We start from the raw sequence: 19,465 nt of genomic DNA on the forward strand, positions 1-19,465 counted from the left end.
CCGATTTCTCTTTCGCCGCGCTGTCGGCGCGGGCGCGTTTCCAACGTCCTCGTTTTTTTGTGGCCCGATGGCCGCGTTCTGGAGGATCCCGCGATGATGAAGCCGCCCGCCGCCTCGATCGACGATTACCTGGCCAGGCTGCCGACCGCTCAGCGCGCGGCGCTGGAGACCTTGCGCGGCCAGATCCGCGCCCTGGCGCCGGACGCAAAGGAGGCGATCAGCTATGGCCTGCCGACCTTCAAGCTGAACGGCAATCTCGTCCACTTCGGCGCGGCCGCGAAGCACTGCGCCTTCTATCCGGGCGCGGTGATCGATCAGTTCGCAGACCGGCTGGCCGGCTTCGAGACCGCCAAGGGCACGATCCGCTTCCAGCCCGAGGCGCCGCTGCCGCTGGACCTGATCGCCGACATCGTCCAGCGGCGGATCGCGGACAACCGGCGGATCGCCGCCGAGCGCGCGGCGCGCAAGGCGCGATGAGGCCAGGCGGGGACGCGCCGCCTCGGCCGCGGCGCATCCCGGGGGCGACTAGGTCTTGGCCGCGACCGGCAGCCGGAACGGCGCGCCCAGCCGATTGAAGGCGTTCATCGCCGCGATGGTGATGGTCAGATCTACCAGCTCCTTCGGCGCGAAGGCCGCGGCGGCGGCGGCATAGGCCTCGTCCGAGGCGTGGGTCTCGCTCACCAGGGTCACTTCCTCGGCCCAGGCCAGGGCGGCGCGTTCCTGGTCGGAGAAGAGGTGAGAAGCCTCGCGCCACACCGGGACCAGCATCAGCTTGTCGACGGACATGGTCTTGAGCAGGTCGCGGCTGTGCAGGTCGATGCAATGGGCGCAGCCGTTGATCTGGGAGACCCGCAGGAACACCAGATGGATCAGCGCCTCGGGCAGGCTGCTGGCCTTGGTGACGTAGTGGTGGACCCCGAACAGCGCCTTCGCGCCTTCGGGGGCGACCTCGGACCAATTCAAGCGCGTCATGTTCGTCTTCTCCTCTTTGCGCCGATGGGCGTCGAGGTTGAGACGGAGCGCGGGCGGCCAATGTGACGGCGGCGGCGGACTTTTTCGCGGGTTGTCCTAACGCGCCAGCCGCCCGTCCTCCAGCGCGGCCGGCTCGAACGAGAAGATCACGCTGGGATCGGGCTTGGCCACGCCCTTGACCAGCTTCTTGTCGGCGGCCGCGTGCAGCAGCCAGCGGATGACGTTCAGCCGCGCCGCCTTCTTGTGGTCGGCGCGCACGCAGATCCACGGGGCGATGTCGCTGTGGGTGCGCATCAGCATCTCATCGCGGGCCTTGGTGTAGTCGTCCCACTTGTCCTGGGCGACCTTGTCGAGATCACTGGTCTTGAAGGCCTTCAGCGGATCCTCGCGGCGGGCCTTCAGGCGCTCGGCCTGTGCCTCGCGGCTGATATCCAGCCAGAACTTGACGTAGCGCAGGCCGTTCTCGACCAGCATCCGCTCGAAGGCGGGCACGTCGCGCAGGAACTGCTCCTGCTGCTCGGGCGTCGAGAAGTCCATCACCCGCTCGACCCCGGCCCGATTGTACCAGGAGCGGTTGAAGATCACCGCCTCGCCGCAGGCTGGCAGGTATTCGACGTAGCGCTGAAAGTACCACTCGCTGCGCTCGCGCTCGTTCGGCTTGGGCAGGGCCACCACCGTGGTGGCGCGCTTGGACAGGTGTTCGGTCACGCGGGCGATCGTGCCGTCCTTGCCGGCCGAGTCGCGGCCCTCGAAGATCACCAGCAGCTTGTCGCCGTTCTTGATGGCCTTCTTCTGCATTTCGATCAGGGCGAGCTGCAGCTGGCGGAGTTCATTGTCGTAGTCGTCGTGCTTGCTCATGAGCCGAGCCTACCCCCCTAAAGTCGAGTTGCGCTAGAAGGACGCCATGATCCGCCTTTTCGTTCCCAACGACCTCTCCGCCGGCGCTGGCGTCGTTCCGACCGTCGACCAATCGCGCTACCTGACCCAGGTCATGCGCCTGGGTATCGGCGCCGAGCTCTTGCTGTTCAACGGCCGCGACGGCGAGTGGCGGGCGAGCATCGTCGAGTCGACCAAGCGCGGCTGCCTGCTGAAGGCCGACGAACAGATCCGGCCGATGGAGATCGGGCCGGACCTCGATCTGATCATCGCCATGGTCAAGCGCGGCCGGGTCGAGACCATCGTCGAGAAGGCCGCCGAACTGGGCGCGCGCCGCGTGCGCCTGACCATCACTCGCCGCACCAATGTCGACTTCGTCAAGCTGGGTCGCTTGGACGCCATCGCCATGGAAGCCGCCGAGCAGACCGGCCGCCTGGACGTGCCGGAGGTGCGGGATCCCGAGAAGCTGGACAAGATCCTGGACGACTGGGATCCCGCGCGCCGGCTGGTGTTCTGCGACGAGGGCGGCGACGCCAAGCCGGCCATCGAGGCGCTGGCGGGAACTGGCGCGCCGGCCGCCATCCTGATCGGTCCGGAAGGTGGGTTCGCCCCCGAGGAACGCGAGCGGCTGCGGGGGCTTTCCTTCGTCACGCCGGTGTCTCTGGGCCCGCGAATCCTGCGCGCCGACACCGCCGCGATCGCGGCGATGACGCTGTGGCAGGCGGCCGCGGGCGACTGGCGCTGAAAATATATGCTCAAGGTGACCCCTTGAGGTTCGCAAAGAAAACGCCCAACTGGGCGTGACTGATGAGTACGCCGTCGGCGGAGAGCATGGGCCCTCTCCTCCCTCAGCATCGCAACCCCCGGGGAGGGACGGCTTGCATGGCCGACACCGCTAGCGTCCAAGAGCGTCCGCTGACGCTCGCCGATCTGACCGACTATTTCGCGCAAGGGTCCAAGCCCAAGGAGGCCTTCCGCGTGGGGGCCGAGCACGAGAAGTTCGGGTTCTACCTGGGGTCGCACGGGCCTGTTCCCTACGAAGGCGACAAGGGCGTCCACGCCCTGCTGACCGGCCTGCAACGCTTCGGCTGGAAGCCGGTCATGGAAGGCCCGACGATCATCGGCCTGGAGCGCAACGGCGCCAATGTCAGCCTGGAGCCGGGCGGCCAGTTCGAGCTGTCGGGCGCGCCGCTGGCGACCATGCACGACATCTGCGAGGAGACCGGCCAGCACCTGGACGAGGTCAAGACCGTCGCCGACGAACTGGGCCTGGGTTTCGTGGGCCTGGGCTTCTCGCCGCTGTGGAAGCGCGAAGAGGTGCCGGTCATGCCCAAGGGCCGGTACGTCATCATGCGCAACTACATGCCCAAGGTCGGCAACCTCGGTCTCGACATGATGCTGCGCACCTGCACGGTGCAGGCCAATCTGGATTTCTCCAGCGAAGCCGACATGGTCGCCAAGTTCCGCATGAGCCTGGCTCTGCAGCCGATCGCCACGGCCCTGTTCGCCAATTCGCCGTTCACGGAAGGCAAGCCGAACGGCTTCCTGTCTGCCCGGGCCAACGTCTGGACCGACACCGATCCGAACCGTACGGGCCTGCTGGATTTCGTGTTCGAGGACGGTTTCGATTTCGAGCGCTACGCCCGCTACGCCCTCGACGTGCCGATGTACTTCGTCAAGCGCGGCGACAAGTACATCGACGTCGCTGGCCGATCCTTCCGCGACTTCATCGAGGGCAAGTTGCCCGAGCTGCCTGGCGAGATCGCCACGATCAAGGACTGGGCCGACCACACGACCACGGCCTTCCCCGAAGTGCGGCTGAAGACCTATCTGGAGATGCGCGGCGCCGACGCCGGCCCCTGGAGCCGCCTTTGCGCCCTGCCGGCGCTGTGGACCGGCGTGTTCTACGATGACGCCGCCTTGGCGGCGGCCTGGGACCTCTGCAAGGCCTGGACGATCGAGGATCGCGAGGGTCTGCGCCGTGACGTGCCCCGGCTGGGCCTGAAGGCCCAGGTCGCCGGCCGCACCGCCCAAGACGTGGCCAAGGACTTCGTGGCCATCGCCAAGTCGGGCTTGAAGAACCGCGCCCAGCTGAACGGCGGCTTCTTGGACGAGACCATCTATCTGGGCGAGCTGGAGCAGATCGCCGACAGCGGGATCACCCCCGCCGAGAAGCTGCTGTCGCTGTACGATGGCGAATGGCGGGGCGACATCGGCCGGGTGTTCACCGACTGCGCCTACTGATCCCAATTCCCCCTTTGTCATCCGCGCATAGCCGGGACCCCGGGGGGAGTAACGCGGAGCTTGCGGTCCCTGGGTCCTGGATAGCCTCTACGAGGCTTCCGGGATGACACGGGATTTTTCACGTCAGGATTTGGTCTGATTGGGCCGCGTTTAGGGTCGCAAGCTCTGGTGAGTCTCGTTATGTAGTTCATATACATAACGAGGATATTGATGCTGTTCAGGACCGCTCTGCTCGCTGGCTCGCTGCTGGCCGGGAACGCCTACGCCCAAGACGCCACCCAGGCCGCTCATGACGACATCTATGCGCTGGGCGAGGTGCGGGTCACCGCGCGCGGCAGCAACGGCGACCTGATCGGCGGGACCGAGATCCGCGCCGAGGACCTGCGCAAGTTCGACAAGGTCAGCGTCGACCAGGCCCTGGACCTGATCCCGGGGGCCTCGGCCGGCAACAGCGGTGGTTCACGCAACGAGCGGCTGGTGTTCATCCGCGGCTTCGACCGCTTCCAGACCACCCTGTCGATCGACGGGGTGCGGGTGTTCCTGCCCGCCGACAACCGCATCGACTTCGCGCGCTTCCTGACCGCCGACCTTTCCGAGGTGCAGGTCTCCAAGGGCTATGTCTCCGTACTTGACGGCCCGGGGGGCATCGGCGGGGCGATCAACCTCGTCACCCGCACGCCCTCGACGCCGTTCGAGGGCGAGGTGCGGCTGGGCGCGGGTTTCGACGGCGACGGTTCGCTGAACAGCAACAGCGTCTCGGGGCGCGTGGGCGGCCGCACCCAGCATTTCTATGCCCAGCTCAGCGGCGCGCGGAACGAGCGCACCCACTGGGCCCTGCCCGACGGCTACAGGCCCACGACACTGGAGAACGGCGGCTATCGCGACCATTCCGACAGCGAGGACTGGCGGGTCAACGCCAAGGTCGGCTTCACCCCGCGCGAGGGCGACGACTATTCGCTGACCTTCACGCGCCAGGAGGGCGGCAAGAACGCGCCGTTCCACGTCACCGACACGGCCAGCACCCGCTACTGGACCTGGCCCTATTGGAACATCGACAGCCTAGCCCTGCTGACCCGCACCCAGATCGCCGAGCACGCCTATCTGAAGACCCGCTTCTACCGGAACACCTTCGAGAACGGCCTGTTCTCGTGGGACAACGCCCGCCAGAACACCCAGACCCTGGGACGGGCGTTCCGATCCTACTACGATGACGTGGCCTATGGCGGGAACGTCGAGCTGGGCGTCCAGCTGACCCCGAGCAACACCCTGAAGGCGGCCGCCTTCTATCGCCGCGATGAGCACGTCGAGTGGCAGACCAGCTACGCGCCGGCCCTGACCGAGCCCCGGCAGACCACGACCGAGGCGACCACCTCGATCGCCCTGGAGGACACCCAGAGCTTCGGCCAGGACGTCGACCTGGTGGTGGGCGTCTCGCGCGACCATCGCGACCTGTCGATGGCCCAGGACTTCAACGCCAACGCCTTCGTCTTCTATCCGCTGACCAGCGACAGCGTCTGGAACGGCCAGGCGGCCCTGGTCTGGCGACCGACCGACACCGCCCAGCTGCACGCCAGCGTCTCGTCGCGGGCGCGCTTCCCGACCCTGTTCGAGCGCTTCAGCTCGCGGTTCGGCACGGCGATCCCGAACCCCACGGTGGGGCCCGAGCGGGCGGTGAACTACGAGTTGGGCGCGCGGGGCGACATCACGCCGTTCGTCACGGTCGAGGGGGCGGTGTTCTACAGCGACGTCCGCGACGCCCTGATCGCCATCCCGGTGGCCCTCGGCGCGCCGTTCGGCACAGTCAGCCAGACCCGCAATGTCGGCGATGGCGAGTACTACGGCGCCGAGGCCTCGGTGACGGCGCGGGTCTCGCCGAACCTGACCCTGGGCGGCAACTACACCTGGCTGCACCGCGACTTCACCGACCCGACCAACGCCGCGTTCCGGCCGCTGAACGCGCCCAGCCACAAGCTGTTCGCCTATGCCGACTGGACGGCGGGCTGCCTGACCCTGACGCCCAATATCGAGGCCGCCTCCAAGCGCTGGACCGTGACGTCGAGCAGCCTGATCACCCCGGCCCGCTATTACCGCACGGGCGCCTATGTGCTGGTCGGGCTGACGGCTCGGGTGGCGGTGACCGACAAGATCGACGTGCTGGTCGGGGCCAGGAATCTGCTCGACCAGAAGTACCAGCTGGTCGACGGCTTCCCAGAGGAAGGCCGCAACTTCCGCGCCGACCTGCGGGTCAAGTTCTAGGAGGAAACGCCATGCGCCTGTCCGTTCTCGCCGCCCTCGCCGTACTGGCGACGCCGTTCGCCGCCTTCGCCCAGATGGCGCCCGCGATGCCGGCGCCGGCCTGCGCCGCCATGGACAAGGACCTGCCCGCCGAGCTGGCGGGGTGGACCGACAAGGTCCCGCTGGCCGCCGCGACCTCGGTCGCGGGCCTGTCGAAAGCAGCCCTGGCGCCGGGCCGGGCCTATCTGGCGACCCTGGCCCCGACGCCCGAGGTCGCCTATGCGACGCAGCCCGAGAAGCCGGGCGGCACGGTCAGCAAGGGCGGTCTCTTCTCGCTGACGATCGACAAGCCTGGCGCCTATGTGATCGCGCTGGGGACGGGCGCCTGGATCGACGTGCTCAAGGACGGGGCGGCCGCGCGATCGACCGCCCACGGGCGCGGTCCGGCCTGCACGACCCTGCGCAAGATGGTGACCTTCGACCTGATGCCCGGCGCCTATGTCGTGCAGATCTCGGCCAACGCCGAGACCAGCCTGCCGATCATGGTCGCGGCCAAGCCCTGACATGCGGTTCGCGGCGGTCGGCAAGGTGCTGGGGCTGATCGGCGCCGCCTGTCTGGCGATCGCCTTCACGCCCGGCCTGGCCCAGCGCCCCGCCTCGGACGTGCGGGTCGAGCTGGGGCGGCGGCTGTTCTACGACGCCGACCTGTCGATCGACGGGACCATGGCCTGCGCCACCTGCCATGAGCAGCATCACGGCTTTTCCGACGGCAACGCGACCCATCCGGGCGTGCACGGCGATCCCGGTCGACGCAACGTCCAGACCTTGGCCAATGTCGGAACCTTCGCCAGCCTGACCTGGGGCGATCCGCGCGTGACGCGGCTGGAGGACCAGGCCCTGATCCCGATCGCCGGGACCAGCCCGGTCGAGATGGGCTTCCATGGCCAGGAGGCGGTGCTGGAGGCCCGCATCGGCGGTCAGGCCTGCTATCGCAAGCTGTTCGCCGCCGCCTTCCCGGGCGAGGCGGTCAGCATGACGACGATCACCAAGGCCCTGGCCGCGTTCCAGCGGACCCTGGTCTCGCGAGACGCTCCTTATGACCGCAGGGCGCGAGGGCAGGCGGTGGAGACGTCGATCGAGGCGATACGCGGCGAGACGCTGTTCTTCGGCGAGGCCGGCTGCGCCCGCTGCCACGCGGCGCCGGACTTCACCGACGCCCCCAGGCCGTCTTCCATCGCATCGACCGGCCCTTCACGGGCGATCAGGGGCTGGGCGAGATCACCGGCAAGGCCGAGGACAGGGGCAAGTTCCGCACGCCGTCGCTGCGCAACGTGGCGCTCAGCGCGCCGTATCTGCACGACGGCTCGGCGCGGACCCTCACGGGCGCGATCCGGCGACACCGCGCGGCGATGAGATTGAAGGACGGCGAGGTGGCGGACCTCACGGCGTTCCTGCGCACGTTGACCGACGAACGCTTCGTCGCCGATCCGCGCTTCGCGCTACCGAAGACCTCGTGCGAGGCCGACGCGGCGCGGTTCTAAAATATCGCTCTCACGCCAGCGATGATTCCGGCCCACAGGGCCAGGGTCGTCGCCAGGGCGAACAGGCGGCCCCAGGCAAGCTTGCGCTGGGCGGTGGTCGTCGCGTGAACAGCGTCCGTCCGATACGAGACGTAGGCCATGGTCTTCCTCCGCGCCCCTCTGACGGGAGCTGAACCTCATGGTCACGCTCCCAGTGGTTAAAAGGGGTTTAAAGTCCGTCCGGACCTATATCGCGCCTACGCCCTTGTAGGGTTGATCCAGGTCATGCTCGACCCGGTTGGGGTCGGGCATCTCCACATTCGGCTTCCAGTGTTCGGCCTGGCTGGTCCCCGCGCCGCTGTCGGTGTGGCGGACCACCTCGTCGACATCGGTCGCCTCGGTCCGGCCCGCCGTGCGGTCGCCCAGCTCGAACTCGACGTGCTCGGGATAGAAGGCGACCCGCCCGGCGATCTGGTCGACGGCGTCGTAGGGGGTCTCGTACGACCAGACCGCGTTCTCGATGATCTGGCGGTCGCGATAGAGGGTGAAATAGGCCGCGTCGCCCTTGTAGGGGCAGTGGGTGACCTTGTCGGTCCGGCGCAGGAAGTCCATCTGCACGTCGCCGCGCGGGAAGTAGAACACGGGCGGATAACTGGCCTCCTTCAGGACCAGCACGTCGTCGCTGTCGGCGATCTCGTGACCCTCGAACAGCACGCGCACGGTGTTCGGCGCGCGGGTGATGGTGATTGGATGGCTCTCGTCGGGGATCTTCATGGCGGGCTCCCGTGTGAAACTGGGGTTCCTTGAATGAACGCGCGAGGCGGCCGCCAAGCTTCAAATCGAACACGGAATGCGCGAACCGCTCGGCAAGGCGTTGCTTGTGAAACCGTCTGACGCGTGATCTTCTCCCCGCCAAATTGGGGCCGGCGGGGTGATTTGACCATGGGGGGTCGGGTCCGCGCCCCTCGCACGTTTCAAGGCTAGCGTATGAACATCGTTATCGCCGCGGGCATCCTGGTCACGCTCGTGACCGGCATCCCCGTCGTCATCCAGTTGCTGAAGGGCCATCCGCGCGGCCTGATCATCTGCTTCCTGGCCGAGATGTGGGAGCGCTTCTCCTACTACGGCATGCGGGGTCTGCTGATCTTCTACCTGACCCAGCACTTCCTGTTCGATCCGAAGGTCGCCAGCGGCCACTACGGCGCCTACACCTCGCTGGTCTACATCGTGCCGCTGCTGGGCGGCTTCCTGGCCGACCGCTACCTGGGAACCCGCAAGGCCGTGGCCTTCGGGGCCATCCTGCTGGTCGCCGGCCACCTGGCCATGGCGGTCGAGGGCAAGCCGGCCGTCCAGACCCTGACCTACGCCGGCCAGACTTATACGTTCCAGGCCGACGGGCGCGGTGACGAGCGGGTGGCCAAGATGATCGTGGCGGGCAAGCCCTACGACGTCACCGCCACCGAGAAAGGCGACTTCGCGATCAAGGACCTGCCGGCCGACGCCGGCCTGCCCGCCGTACTGCTCAAGGGCCAATACAAGCTGGACGTCACGGGCCGTGATCCGCTGTATCTGAACATCTTCTGGCTGGCCCTGTCGCTGATCATCGTCGGCGTCGGCTTCATGAAGTCGAACGTCGCGGCCCTGGTCGGTCAGCTCTATCCGCAGGGCGATCCGCGCCGGGATCCCGGCTTCACCCTCTACTACTACGGCATCAACCTGGGCTCGTTCTGGGCCGCCATCCTGTGCGGTATCCTGGGCGTCAACATCGGCTGGTGGGCCGGCTTCGGCGCGGCGGGCCTGGGAATGCTGGCCGGCTTCGTGATCTTCGTGCTGGGCAAGCCGTGGCTGCTCGGCAAGGGCGAGCCGCCCGAGGGCGCGAACCTGAAGGAGAAGGTCGCCGGCCCGATCACCCGCGAACTGGTCATCTACGGGGTCTCGATCCTGGCCGTGATCGCGGTGTTCCTGGTCGTGCAGCGCACGCCCGTGGTCAACGTCACCCTGCTGGCCGGGATGTTCGGCTCGCTGGGCTACATCCTGTGGTTCGCCTTCGCCAAGTGCCAGAAGGTCGAGCGCGAACGCCTGCTGCTGGCCACGGTGCTGGTGTTGGGCGCGGTGGTGTTCTGGACCCTGTTCGAACAGGCCGGCTCGTCGCTGAACCTGTTCGCGGCGACCAATGTCGATCTGAAGCTGCTGTCCAAGCCGGTCGAATGGTTCGGCGGCTCGGTGGTGCTGGGCGCGCCCAGCCAGCTGGCGGCCGCCGGGATCTCGACGGCGGGCAAGTTCTGGGTCAACACCGACTTCAACGCCGCCCAGACCCAGGCGATCAACGCCGGCTGGATCCTGATCTTCGCCCCGGTCTTCGCCGCCCTGTGGACGTTGCTGACGGCGCGTGGGGTGAATCCCAACCCGATGATCAAGTTCGGCCTGTCGCTGATCCAGGTGGGAGCCGGCTTCCTGATCCTGCTGGTCGGGGCCAATTTCGCCGACGGCGCCTTCCGCATGCCGCTGGTGTTCCTGGTGCTGATGTACATGCTGCACACGGGCGGCGAGATGTGCATGTCGCCGGTCGGGCTGTCGCAGATGACCAAGCTGTCGCCACTGCACATGGTCTCGTTCGTGATGGCCGTCTGGTACATGGCGCTGGCCATGGCCAATCTGTTCGGCAGCTGGATCGCGGCCATCGCCTCCACCGAGACCATCGGCGGCCAGGTGCTGGATCCCGGCGCGGCCATGGCCCAGTCGCTGCTGGTCTTCAAGGTCATCGGCCTGGCCGCCATCGGCCTGGGCGTGGTGTTCCTGGCGCTCTCGCCGGTGCTCAAGAAGTGGTCGCACGGCGCCGACGAGACCGACCCGCTGCCGATCGCGGATCCGACCGTTCAAGGTCAGGCCTAGAGCGCGTTAGGTTTAAGTGTGAGCGGTTAAACCGCTCGAACGCGCTCTAAGTGTAAGAAGATAGAGCCTGTCTGGTTTAGATGGTTCCATCTAAACCAGACAGGCTCTAGACGGGCGTGAAAGAAGGGCCCCGGCGACGATCCGGGGCCCTTCACGAGGCGTGGAGGGGCCACGCCTCAATCGGGTAGGGACGGCCCTGGCGGAGGCTCAGACCGCCAGGGCCGTTTCCGCTCCCTACCCGAAACTCTTGCGCACCTTGACGAACAGGTACGGCTCGAACGGCAGTTCGCGCCGCTCGACCTGGGCGACGACCCCCGAGGCCCGGCTGCCGGCGTAAATCACCCGCGTGCGGGTCTTGTGGCGGCTGGTCCAGTTGGCCAGCTCGGTGCGGATGGTCAGGTCCCTGCGCGGCCGCCACTCGACGAAGCCTTCCAGCCACTGCTCGAACGTGAAGGTCCGCACCTCGCCGATACGGTAATAGCGCTCTTCGTTCTGGCAGTTGGTGATGACGCCCCAGCTCCACCGGCCGCCGGGCATGTCGCGGGTGAAGTTGACGTTGCAGGTGAACGGCGTCTGGCCCGAGATCCGCCGCTTGGCGTGGGTGACGGGGTCGCGCACCTGGCTCTGCGCCCACGAGAAGCGCGCCTTCAGCTGTCCGCCGCTGACGCCCAGCTTGTCGGTCGGCAGGGTCAGGTTGGCCTGGTAGACGTCGCTCTTGCCGTCGCCGATATTGCCCGGCGCCTCGAAGACCGTGTTGATCGGGATGACGTCGACCACGTCCTTCAGCTCGGCGTGGCGCCAGCTGACCACCAGGGCGCCGCCGCCCCAGAAGCGCTTCTCCCAGGCCGTCTCCATCACCCATTTGCGCTCGGGCACCAGGTCGGGATTGCCGGCGTCGACCGTGCCGGTCTCGGTGCCGGCCGACGAGACGAAGTCGCCGAAGTCCAGCTGGCCGACCTCGCGCTCCACACGAAAGCGGAGCTGGTCGGTGGCGGTCGGCGACCACGTCGCCAGCACTCGGGGCTTGGGATAGAAGAACGACTTGGCCAGGTCCGTGTCGCCGCTCTGGCTGATGCGCGAGACCTCCAGCCGCGCGCCAGCCTCGATGTTCAGTTTCGGGTTGGCCCGCCAGATCGCCTTGCCCGACAGTTCGCCGCGCAGCTCCTCGACCTTGACCTGGGCGGCCGGCAGCGGAATGGCGACGCCATTCTCGAAATACCGCGTGTCGCCGTCCAGGACGTTGTAGGCGCCTTCCAGCCCGGCTTCGAACGACAGGCCGTCGCTGCGTCGGTGTTTCAGTTCGGACCGCAGGATGCTCTCGCCGGTGTCGGTTCTGGCGGTGTAGTCGACGAACAGGCTCGGGGTCTGGAAGGTCGAGCCATAGGTCTCGCGCTCCAGGTTCTGCAGCAGCACCAGCTGCAGGTCGGTGCGCGGCGACAGACGCGCGTCGTAGCGGGCCCCGAACTCGCCGGCCCAGTCCTCCACGGTCTCGCCGTGCAGCTCGCGGCCCGGAGCGGGGAAGACGCGCGTCGCGGTGACGTCGCGATCGAAGCTGAAATATTCCAGCTTGGCGTTCACCCGCGTCTTGCCGTCCAGCAGCGGCCGCTGGACCGCGCCGCGCAGAATATAGTTCTGGAAGACGTCGTACCCCTTCAGGGCGTCCTTGGTGACCGGGACGCCATCGCCGTTCGTCCGCAGGCGTACGCCGCCGTCATAGGTGTTGTCGGTGCGGTCTCGCGTGGCCTTCAGCGAGCCTTCCAGGGCGTTGTCGCCCTCGCGGCGCGAGCCCTCCAGCTCGAGGACCGGGCCCAGGAAGCCGTCCGGATAGACATAGGTCTGGAGGTTCACGACCTTCTGGACCTGCACCGTGCGCTTGAGCACGATATTGGCCATCACCGTACGGCCCTGCATGTCGATGCCCGGTGCGCCGCCGCGGATCAGGTCGATGCGCTCGACCGTCGGCGCCGCGATCCGACGCAGCATGTCCTCGAGGGGTTCGCTCTTGGTGGTCGGGCGCTCACCGTTGATCAGCACGTTGCCGGCCGTCCCGGCGAAGCCGCGCGCGCTGTCGCCCTGGTCCAGGGTGAAGCCGGGCAGGCGAGTGATCATGTCCAGCGCCGTGCTGGGCTGAGCGGCGGCGAAGAACGCCGGCGCATAGGGAATAACGCCGGGCTGGGTCGGGTCGGTGTCCTGGGCGTTGGCGGCCGGTGTCGGCGCGGGCGTGGACGAGGCCGTGGCGACGGCCTGGCTTTCCTCCAGCGGGGCCAGGCTCGCCCAGGCCAACAACAACACGCTCGCCAGCATCGCTCGTCCCCTCGAGCCCTCCCCAGGACCCTTCGTCAGGGGCACGGTGGCGGCGCGGGTCGCGGGATGAAAGTTACAAGCGTGAAATGTGGATTAAATCGCGGAAACGTTGCCGCCGATCACCTGGGACCGGCGGCCTTCACGTTCGCTAGACCGCCGTGCCGCCCACCGTCAGGCCGGTGATCTTCAGCGACGGTTGGCCAACGCCCACCGGCACGCCCTGGCCGGATTTGCCGCAGACGCCGATGCCGGGGTCGAAGCCGAAGTCGTTGCCGATCATCGTCACCCGCGTCAGGGCCGACGGGCCGTCGCCGATCAGGGTCGCGCCCTTGACCGGGGCGGTGATCTTGCCGTCTTCGACCAGATAGGCCTCGGTGCACTGGAAGACGAATTTGCCGTTGGTGATGTCGACCTGGCCGCCGCCGAAATTGGCGCAGTACAGGCCGCGCTTCAGCGAGGCGATCATCTCTTGCGGATCGTCATGGCCCGCCAGCATGCCGGTGTTGGTCATGCGCGGCATCGGCATGTGGGCGTAGGACTGGCGGCGACCGTTGCCGGTGGCCTTCATGCCCATCAGGCGCGCGCTCATGCGATCGTGCATGTAGCCCACGAGAATCCCGTCCTCGATCAGGATGGTGCGCTCGGTCGGGGTGCCCTCGTCGTCGACGGTTAGCGAGCCGCGGCGTCCGGGGAGCGAGCCGTCGTCGAACACGGTGACGCCCTTGGCGGCCACCCGCTCGCCGATGCGGCCCGAGAAGGCGCTGATGCCCTTGCGGTTGAAGTCGCCTTCCAGGCCGTGGCCAACGGCCTCGTGCAGCAGCACGCCGTTCCAGCCGGGACCGAGCACCACGTCCATCTCGCCGGCCGGGCAGGCGACGGCGTCGAGGTTGACTAGCGCCATGCGCAGGGCTTCGTCGACCTGGCCCTGCCACTTGTCGGGGCTGATCCAGGCCGAGAAGCCGGCGCGGCCGCCGGCGCCGGACGAGCCGCTCTCGCGGCGGCCATCCTTCTCGACGGTGACCTGGACATTGACCCGCACCAGCGGACGGACGTCGCGGATCAGCTTGCCGTCGGCCCGCAGGATCTCGACCACGCGACGCTCGCCGGCCAGCGAGGCCATCACCTGGACGACCCGTGGGTCGCGGGCGCGGGCGAAGGCGTCGATCTCCTGGAGGAGGCTGACCTTGTCGGAGAAGTCGGGCGAGCTGACCGGATTGTCCTCGCCATAGAGCTTTTCGTTGGTGGCGCGCGGACCCTCGGCGACGACGCCAGCGTGGCCGCGCTTGGCCAGGCTGGCCGAATCGGCGGCGCGGCGGATGGCGGCCTCGGAGATCTCGGCGGCATGGGCGTAGCCGGCCGTCTCGCCGGCCACCACGCGCAGGCCGAAGCCCTCGCCGCTGTCATAGGAGGCGCTCTTGAGGCGTCCGTCGTCGAAGACGAAGGCCTCGCTCTCGGAGCGCTCGAGGAACAGTTCGCCGTCGTCGGCGCCGGCCAGGGCCTCGCCCAGGATCGTCCGGGCATTGTCGGGATCGACGCCGGCGGCGTCCAGCAGCGAAAGGGAAGAGGCGGGGATCGGAGCGTTCATGCCTTACAGGTAGGCTTTCCGAGCGCGTCCGTCACCCCGCCCCTTTTGTCGCGGTTCGGATCGAGGGCGAGGATCAGTACTCGCGGCGGACCTCGCCCGAGCCGGTGATCTCGCTGCTGACCGACTTGGGTTCGGTGCGCAGTTCGACGTCGCCGCTGCCGGAGATGTCGATCTTGGCCTTGTTGGTGGCGAAGATCGCGCCGCCGCCGCTGCCCGACACGTCGACGACCGCCTCCTTGGCCTTGAGGTCGGCCAGGTTGACGTATCCCGAGCCGGAATTGTCGATGGCCGCGGTCTCGACCCGGCCGGCCGCCTCGACGTCGCCGCTGCCGCTGACGGTCACGGCGACGGTCGGATGGTCGTAGCGACGGATGTCCAGATCGCCCGAGCCGCGTACGTCGAACTTGGTGACGTCCGGCGCGATGACGGTGATCTTCACCCGCTCGGATTGGCTCTCGTAGTGAATACCGAACGCGTTGATCGTGATGCTGCCCGGATCGCCGTCGTCACCGTCGGCCAGGCCGATGTGACCGCCGTCCACGCGCAGGCGGTCGACATAGGCCTTCGGGCCAGAGGCGACGATCCTGGCCTCGGCCCCCTGGACGAAGACGACGTCCACCGGCAGGTCGATGCGCAGCTCGTCCTTGCCCGTCCAGGCGAAGGTGCGGTCGACATTGGGCGCGCTCGGCTGGCCCTGGACGCTCAGATGGCGCGCGGTGCGGATCACCTTGCCGTTCTCGCGAATGACGATGGTGTCGTCATGGTCGATCGGAAAGGTCCAGCCGTTCTTCATGATGTCGGGGCCGGCGATGGCCGCCACCCCGGCGAAGCAGCCGACGGCGAGCGCGAAGCTGGCCCCGGCGACGATGAGCGTATTGCGGATCAACATGGTCCCCTCCTTGTTCCGCTCAGGCTTGTTCGATGGCAGGCTTCAGCAGCCGGTAGTGAAGGCGGGCGTACCAGACGACCGCGTTGAAGACCCCGACGGTCACCAGCGTCAGCAGGGCGCCGAGGCAGGTGGCCAGGGCCATCAGGCCCAGGCCCGCCAGGAAGGCGGTGATCGGGCCGCCGGGCGGTCCGGTCAGCGGACCCATGGCGAAGACGAAGCCGCCGGAGACGAAGATCGCGATCACGGCGACCATGATCCCCAGCAGCGCGCCCAGCACGCCCATCAGCACAGGGAGCAGGATCATCACGTCCAGGGCCCCCAGGCCCAGCAAAGCGATGACGGCGGCCAGGGCGTTGGACGGGTTCTTGCGTTCTTCCCACTGTCGCAGGCCGTTCTCGGCGCGCAGCTCGCGCGCCAGGCGGTCGGGGTCGCCGAGGGCGGCCGCCGTCTCGGCCTCGCCGCGGCCGGCGGCCTGGGCCTCGGCGAAGTGGGCCTCGTGGTCGGCGACGATGTCGGCGATCTGGGTGACCGGCAGACCGGCCAGGCCCCGGCGCAGGCGGCTGATGAACTCGGCGCGGGTCATGCGGCGGCTCCCACGATGTCGTTGACCGCCCGCGAGAAGGCCGTCCATTCGGCCGTCTGCTGCGTCAGGCTTTGGCGCCCGGCGGCGGTCAGGCGATAGTACTTGCGCGGCGGACCGCTCTGGCTCTCCACCAGATAGGTTTCGACCAGCCCATCCGACTGCATGCGGCGCATCAGCGGATAGATCGTCCCTTCCCCCATATCGATGTCCCTCGTCAGCCTGCTGGCGATCTCATAGGCGTAGCTGTCGGCGTGCGAGAGCAGGGCCAGCACGCACAGCGCCAGCACGCCTTTCTTCAATTGGATTTCAATGGCTTCGGGCACGACGTCCTCGCCTCCTCGGATGCTCCCTTGTATCGAGAGGTACTGGGCATCGCAAGGTACCTGGCCATGAACAATACGTAATGATCCGGAACGCCGTTCTTCGGCTTATTGAGAGGGGTTCTTAACTGGGGCGGCCCCCTGGGCGCTCAAGCCGGGGAGGGGCGCGCAATCCCATGGCGGGCGCGTGGTCTCTGGTGCTTGGCAACCGCTGGCGATGCGCGTATGCAGCCACGGACCGACCATCGGGCGGACTGGGCGTCGACGCGCGACTCACCTTTGAGCGACGTCGATTGCAGGGGGTCGTATCGAAGGTCGTAATACGCAGACTCGGCGCGGCGTGGCTTTGATCGACGTCAATCGATCGAAGGCAAATCGCCGCCGAAACGGGCCGTGAGGGATATGAAGGCGCAATTTTCGGGGATTCGGCGGATCATGTCGGGCGCGTCCGCGCTCGCCGCCTCAATGGTGTTCTCTGGGATGTTCGCGGGGCAAGCCCTCGCCGAGGATCTGCTGGGCCAACCGACGCCGGGGGCGATCGACCTTCAGCCGGCCGCTTCCGAGCTGAAGCACCACGCGATCCAGTTCCACAACCTGATTCTGATGCCGATCATCACGGCCATCACCCTGCTGGTGCTGGGCCTGCTGATCTGGATCGTGGTCCGCTACAACAAGAAGGCGAACCCGGTTCCGGCCAAGTTCAGCCACAACACCACGATCGAGATCATCTGGACGGTCGTTCCGGTCCTGATCCTGATGGTCATCGCCATCTTCTCGTTCCGGCTGCTGTTCCACTACAACAACATGCCCAAGCCCTACATGACCGTGAAGGCCACGGGCTATCAGTGGTACTGGGGTTACGAATATCCCGACCAGAAGATCAGCGAGATCGTGTCGCTGCCGCTCTCCAAGGAGCAGGCCGACGCCAAGAAGGTCCCGTACCTGCTGGCCGCCGACAAGGCGATGGTCGTTCCGGTCAATCAGGTCGTCCGCGTCCAGGTCACCGGCGCCGACGTGATCCACGCCTTCGCCCTGCCGGCGTTCGGCCTGAAGATCGACGCCATCCCGGGCCGCCTGAACGAAACCTGGTTCAAGGCCGAGAAGACCGGCATCTACTACGGCCAGTGCTCGGAACTGTGCGGCGTCGATCACTCGAACATGCCGATCGAGATCCACGTCGTGAGCCAGGCCCAGTTCGACTCGTGGGTTAAGGAAAAGGTCGCTCCGCCGGCCCCGGCCGCCGCGCCGGCCGCCGCCGCGCCCGCCGCGACCCCCGCCTCGGCTCCGGCCGCCGCCCCCGCTTCCGCTCCGGCCGCGGCTCCCGCCGCGCCGGCGGCCTAAGACTACGTAGGATAGAAGTCCGATGGCTCACGCCGCAGACACCCACGGCCACGGCGGTCACGACGACGCCGACCACAAGCCGCCCTTCTTCGCCCGCTGGTTCTTCTCGACGAACCACAAGGACATTGGCACGCTGTACATCCTGTTCGCCATCATGGCGGGCATCGTCGGCGGCGCCCTGTCGGGCCTGATCCGCTGGGAGCTGATGCACCCGGGCATCCAGATCTTCACCGACAACGGCCTGCTGGCCCAGCTCGGTGTCTTCAAGGGCAAGCACGGCTACAACGCGGTGGTCACCGCCCACGCCCTGATCATGATCTTCTTCATGGTCATGCCGGCGATGATCGGCGGCTTCGGCAACTGGTTCGTCCCGATCATGATCGGCGCGCCGGACATGGCCTTCCCGCGGATGAACAACATCTCGTTCTGGCTGCTGATCGCCGCCTGGATCCTGTTGGTCACGTCGATGTTCGTCGACGGCGGCCCGGGCCACGGCTTCGGCGGCGGCTGGACGATCTATCCGCCCCTGTCGACCATCGGCCACAAGGGTCCGGCCATGGACCTGGCGATCCTGTCGCTCCACCTGGCCGGCGCTTCGTCGATCCTGGGCGCGATCAACTTCATCACCACGATCTTCAACATGCGCGCGCCGGGCATGACCCTGCACCGCATGCCGCTGTTCGCCTGGTCGGTGCTGATCACCGCCTTCCTGCTGCTGCTGTCGCTGCCCGTGCTGGCCGGCGCCATCACCATGCTGCTCACCGACCGCAACTTCGGCACCCACTTCTTCGACCCGGCCGCCGGCGGCGACCCCGTCATGTTCCAGCACCTGTTCTGGTTCTTCGGTCACCCGGAAGTGTACATCCTGATCCTGCCCGGGTTCGGCATCATCAGCCACATCGTCTCGACCTTCTCCAAGAAGCCGGTCTTCGGCTACCTGGCGATGGCCTACGCGATGGTCGCCATCGGCTTCGTCGGCTTCGTCGTGTGGGCGCACCACATGTACACCGTCGGCATGAGCATCAACCTGCGCGCCTACTTCGTGGCCGCCACGATGATCATCGCCGTCCCGACGGGCGTGAAGATCTTCAGCTGGATCGCCACGATGTGGGGCGGTTCGATCAGCTTCAAGACGCCCATGCTGTGGGCGATGGGCTTCATCTTCCTGTTCACGGTCGGCGGCGTCACCGGCGTCGTCCTCTCGAACGCCGGCATCGACTACAGCCTGCACGACACCTACTACGTGGTGGCCCACTTCCACTACGTGCTGTCGCTGGGCGCCGTCTTCGCCATCTTCGCGGGCTTCTACTACTGGTTCGAGAAGATGTGGGGCGTGAAGTACAACGAGTTCCTCGGCTGCATGCACTTCTGGATCATGTTCGTCGGCGTGAACCTGATCTTCTTCCCGCAGCACTTCCTGGGCCTGCAAGGCATGCCGCGTCGCTACGTCGACTATCCGGCCGCCTTCGAGAAGTGGAACTACGTCTCGTCGGTCGGCTACATGATCACGGTCGTCGCCGTCGGCGTCTTCATGCTGGTCCTGATCGAAGCCGCGATCCGTCGCCGCAAGGCCGAGGCCAACCCGTGGGGCGAAGGCGCCACCACGCTGGAATGGACCCTGTCCTCGCCGCCGCCGTTCCACCAGTTCAGCGAACCGCCGGTGATCAAGGAAGACAGCCACCACTAGGCGGCCGTCGTCCGAAC

Annotated in this window: 19 protein-coding genes; 10 read left to right on the top strand and 9 right to left on the bottom strand. The window is 67.3% G+C overall.

The window, feature by feature from the left end:
- The first annotated feature begins 93 nt into the window (after window positions 1-93).
- Window positions 94-477, top strand: a complete 384-nt coding sequence (locus tag MZV50_RS01880; RefSeq protein ID WP_252632741.1) for an iron chaperone — start codon at window positions 94-96, stop codon at window positions 475-477.
- A gap of 48 nt (window positions 478-525) precedes the next feature.
- On the opposite strand, the gene MZV50_RS01885 is transcribed toward MZV50_RS01880, so the two are convergent.
- Both MZV50_RS01885 and ppk2 read right to left on the bottom strand, forming a co-directional pair.
- Complete coding sequence (locus tag MZV50_RS01885; protein WP_252632742.1) at window positions 526-972, bottom strand: carboxymuconolactone decarboxylase family protein; 447 nt, start codon at window positions 970-972, stop codon at window positions 526-528.
- Window positions 973-1,068: 96 nt separating this feature from the next.
- A complete protein-coding gene (ppk2, locus tag MZV50_RS01890) occupies window positions 1,069-1,830 on the bottom strand; it encodes a polyphosphate kinase 2 (RefSeq protein WP_252632743.1) in 762 nt (253 codons plus the stop codon).
- A 46-nt stretch (window positions 1,831-1,876) separates the two neighbouring features.
- Between ppk2 and MZV50_RS01895 the strand changes: the two genes are divergently transcribed.
- From MZV50_RS01895 to MZV50_RS26450, 6 genes are all read left to right on the top strand, one after another.
- The gene (locus MZV50_RS01895) at window positions 1,877-2,593 is read left to right on the top strand and encodes a 16S rRNA (uracil(1498)-N(3))-methyltransferase (protein ID WP_252632744.1); all 717 of its coding nucleotides are present in this window, start codon (window positions 1,877-1,879) and stop codon (window positions 2,591-2,593) included.
- A 137-nt stretch (window positions 2,594-2,730) separates the two neighbouring features.
- Window positions 2,731-4,092 carry a glutamate--cysteine ligase gene (locus tag MZV50_RS01900; RefSeq protein ID WP_252632745.1) on the top strand — a complete coding sequence of 454 codons (1,362 nt, stop codon included), beginning with the start codon at window positions 2,731-2,733 and terminating at the stop codon, window positions 4,090-4,092.
- A gap of 210 nt (window positions 4,093-4,302) precedes the next feature.
- Window positions 4,303-6,348: a TonB-dependent receptor plug domain-containing protein gene (locus MZV50_RS01905; RefSeq protein ID WP_252632746.1), complete on the top strand. Its 2,046-nt coding sequence runs from the start codon at window positions 4,303-4,305 to the stop codon at window positions 6,346-6,348.
- Window positions 6,349-6,359: 11 nt separating this feature from the next.
- Window positions 6,360-6,890, top strand: a complete 531-nt coding sequence (locus MZV50_RS01910) for a homogentisate 1,2-dioxygenase (RefSeq protein WP_252632747.1) — start codon at window positions 6,360-6,362, stop codon at window positions 6,888-6,890.
- A gap of 1 nt (window position 6,891) precedes the next feature.
- A complete protein-coding gene (locus MZV50_RS01915) occupies window positions 6,892-7,740 on the top strand; it encodes a cytochrome-c peroxidase (protein ID WP_252632748.1) in 849 nt (282 codons plus the stop codon).
- Window positions 7,741-7,742: 2 nt separating this feature from the next.
- Window positions 7,743-7,868 carry a hypothetical protein gene (locus tag MZV50_RS26450; protein WP_289781895.1) on the top strand — a complete coding sequence of 42 codons (126 nt, stop codon included), beginning with the start codon at window positions 7,743-7,745 and terminating at the stop codon, window positions 7,866-7,868.
- Here the strand turns inward: MZV50_RS26450 and MZV50_RS01920 are convergent.
- Window positions 7,865-8,008, bottom strand: coding sequence for a hypothetical protein (locus MZV50_RS01920; RefSeq protein ID WP_252632749.1), 144 nt, complete (start codon window positions 8,006-8,008; stop codon window positions 7,865-7,867). The genes MZV50_RS26450 and MZV50_RS01920 overlap by 4 nt on opposite strands.
- Before the next feature lie 85 nt (window positions 8,009-8,093).
- Complete coding sequence (locus MZV50_RS01925) at window positions 8,094-8,621, bottom strand: DUF427 domain-containing protein (RefSeq protein ID WP_252632750.1); 528 nt, start codon at window positions 8,619-8,621, stop codon at window positions 8,094-8,096.
- Between the two features lie 213 nt (window positions 8,622-8,834).
- On the opposite strand from MZV50_RS01925, the gene MZV50_RS01930 reads away from it, so the two are divergent.
- Window positions 8,835-10,739: a peptide MFS transporter gene (locus MZV50_RS01930; protein WP_252632751.1), complete on the top strand. Its 1,905-nt coding sequence runs from the start codon at window positions 8,835-8,837 to the stop codon at window positions 10,737-10,739.
- Window positions 10,740-10,973: 234 nt separating this feature from the next.
- On the opposite strand, the gene MZV50_RS01935 is transcribed toward MZV50_RS01930, so the two are convergent.
- The 5 genes from MZV50_RS01935 to MZV50_RS01955 all read right to left on the bottom strand — a co-directional run bounded on the left by MZV50_RS01935 (window position 10,974) and on the right by MZV50_RS01955 (window position 16,423).
- A complete protein-coding gene (locus MZV50_RS01935; protein WP_252632752.1) occupies window positions 10,974-13,043 on the bottom strand; it encodes a TonB-dependent receptor plug domain-containing protein in 2,070 nt (689 codons plus the stop codon).
- A 148-nt stretch (window positions 13,044-13,191) separates the two neighbouring features.
- Complete coding sequence (gene tldD, locus MZV50_RS01940) at window positions 13,192-14,628, bottom strand: metalloprotease TldD (protein ID WP_252632753.1); 1,437 nt, start codon at window positions 14,626-14,628, stop codon at window positions 13,192-13,194.
- 73 nt (window positions 14,629-14,701) lie between these two features.
- A complete protein-coding gene (locus MZV50_RS01945; RefSeq protein WP_252632754.1) occupies window positions 14,702-15,517 on the bottom strand; it encodes a GIN domain-containing protein in 816 nt (271 codons plus the stop codon).
- Window positions 15,518-15,536: 19 nt separating this feature from the next.
- Window positions 15,537-16,100 carry a DUF1700 domain-containing protein gene (locus MZV50_RS01950; protein WP_252632755.1) on the bottom strand — a complete coding sequence of 188 codons (564 nt, stop codon included), beginning with the start codon at window positions 16,098-16,100 and terminating at the stop codon, window positions 15,537-15,539.
- Window positions 16,097-16,423 carry a PadR family transcriptional regulator gene (locus MZV50_RS01955; protein WP_252632756.1) on the bottom strand — a complete coding sequence of 109 codons (327 nt, stop codon included), beginning with the start codon at window positions 16,421-16,423 and terminating at the stop codon, window positions 16,097-16,099. Before MZV50_RS01955 ends, MZV50_RS01950 begins: the two co-directional genes overlap by 4 nt.
- Window positions 16,424-16,822: 399 nt before the next feature.
- Between MZV50_RS01955 and coxB the strand changes: the two genes are divergently transcribed.
- Both coxB and ctaD read left to right on the top strand, forming a co-directional pair.
- The gene (gene coxB / locus MZV50_RS01960; RefSeq protein WP_252632757.1) at window positions 16,823-17,761 is read left to right on the top strand and encodes a cytochrome c oxidase subunit II; all 939 of its coding nucleotides are present in this window, start codon (window positions 16,823-16,825) and stop codon (window positions 17,759-17,761) included.
- Between the two features lie 22 nt (window positions 17,762-17,783).
- Window positions 17,784-19,448 (top strand): cytochrome c oxidase subunit I, encoded by a 1,665-nt coding sequence (gene ctaD / locus MZV50_RS01965; RefSeq protein WP_252632758.1) that lies wholly within the window; start codon window positions 17,784-17,786, stop codon window positions 19,446-19,448.
- Window positions 19,449-19,465 lie beyond the last annotated feature (17 nt).

Origin of the sequence: Caulobacter segnis (assembly GCF_023935105.1) — a bacterium.
Classification (GTDB): domain Bacteria; phylum Pseudomonadota; class Alphaproteobacteria; order Caulobacterales; family Caulobacteraceae; genus Caulobacter; species Caulobacter segnis_B.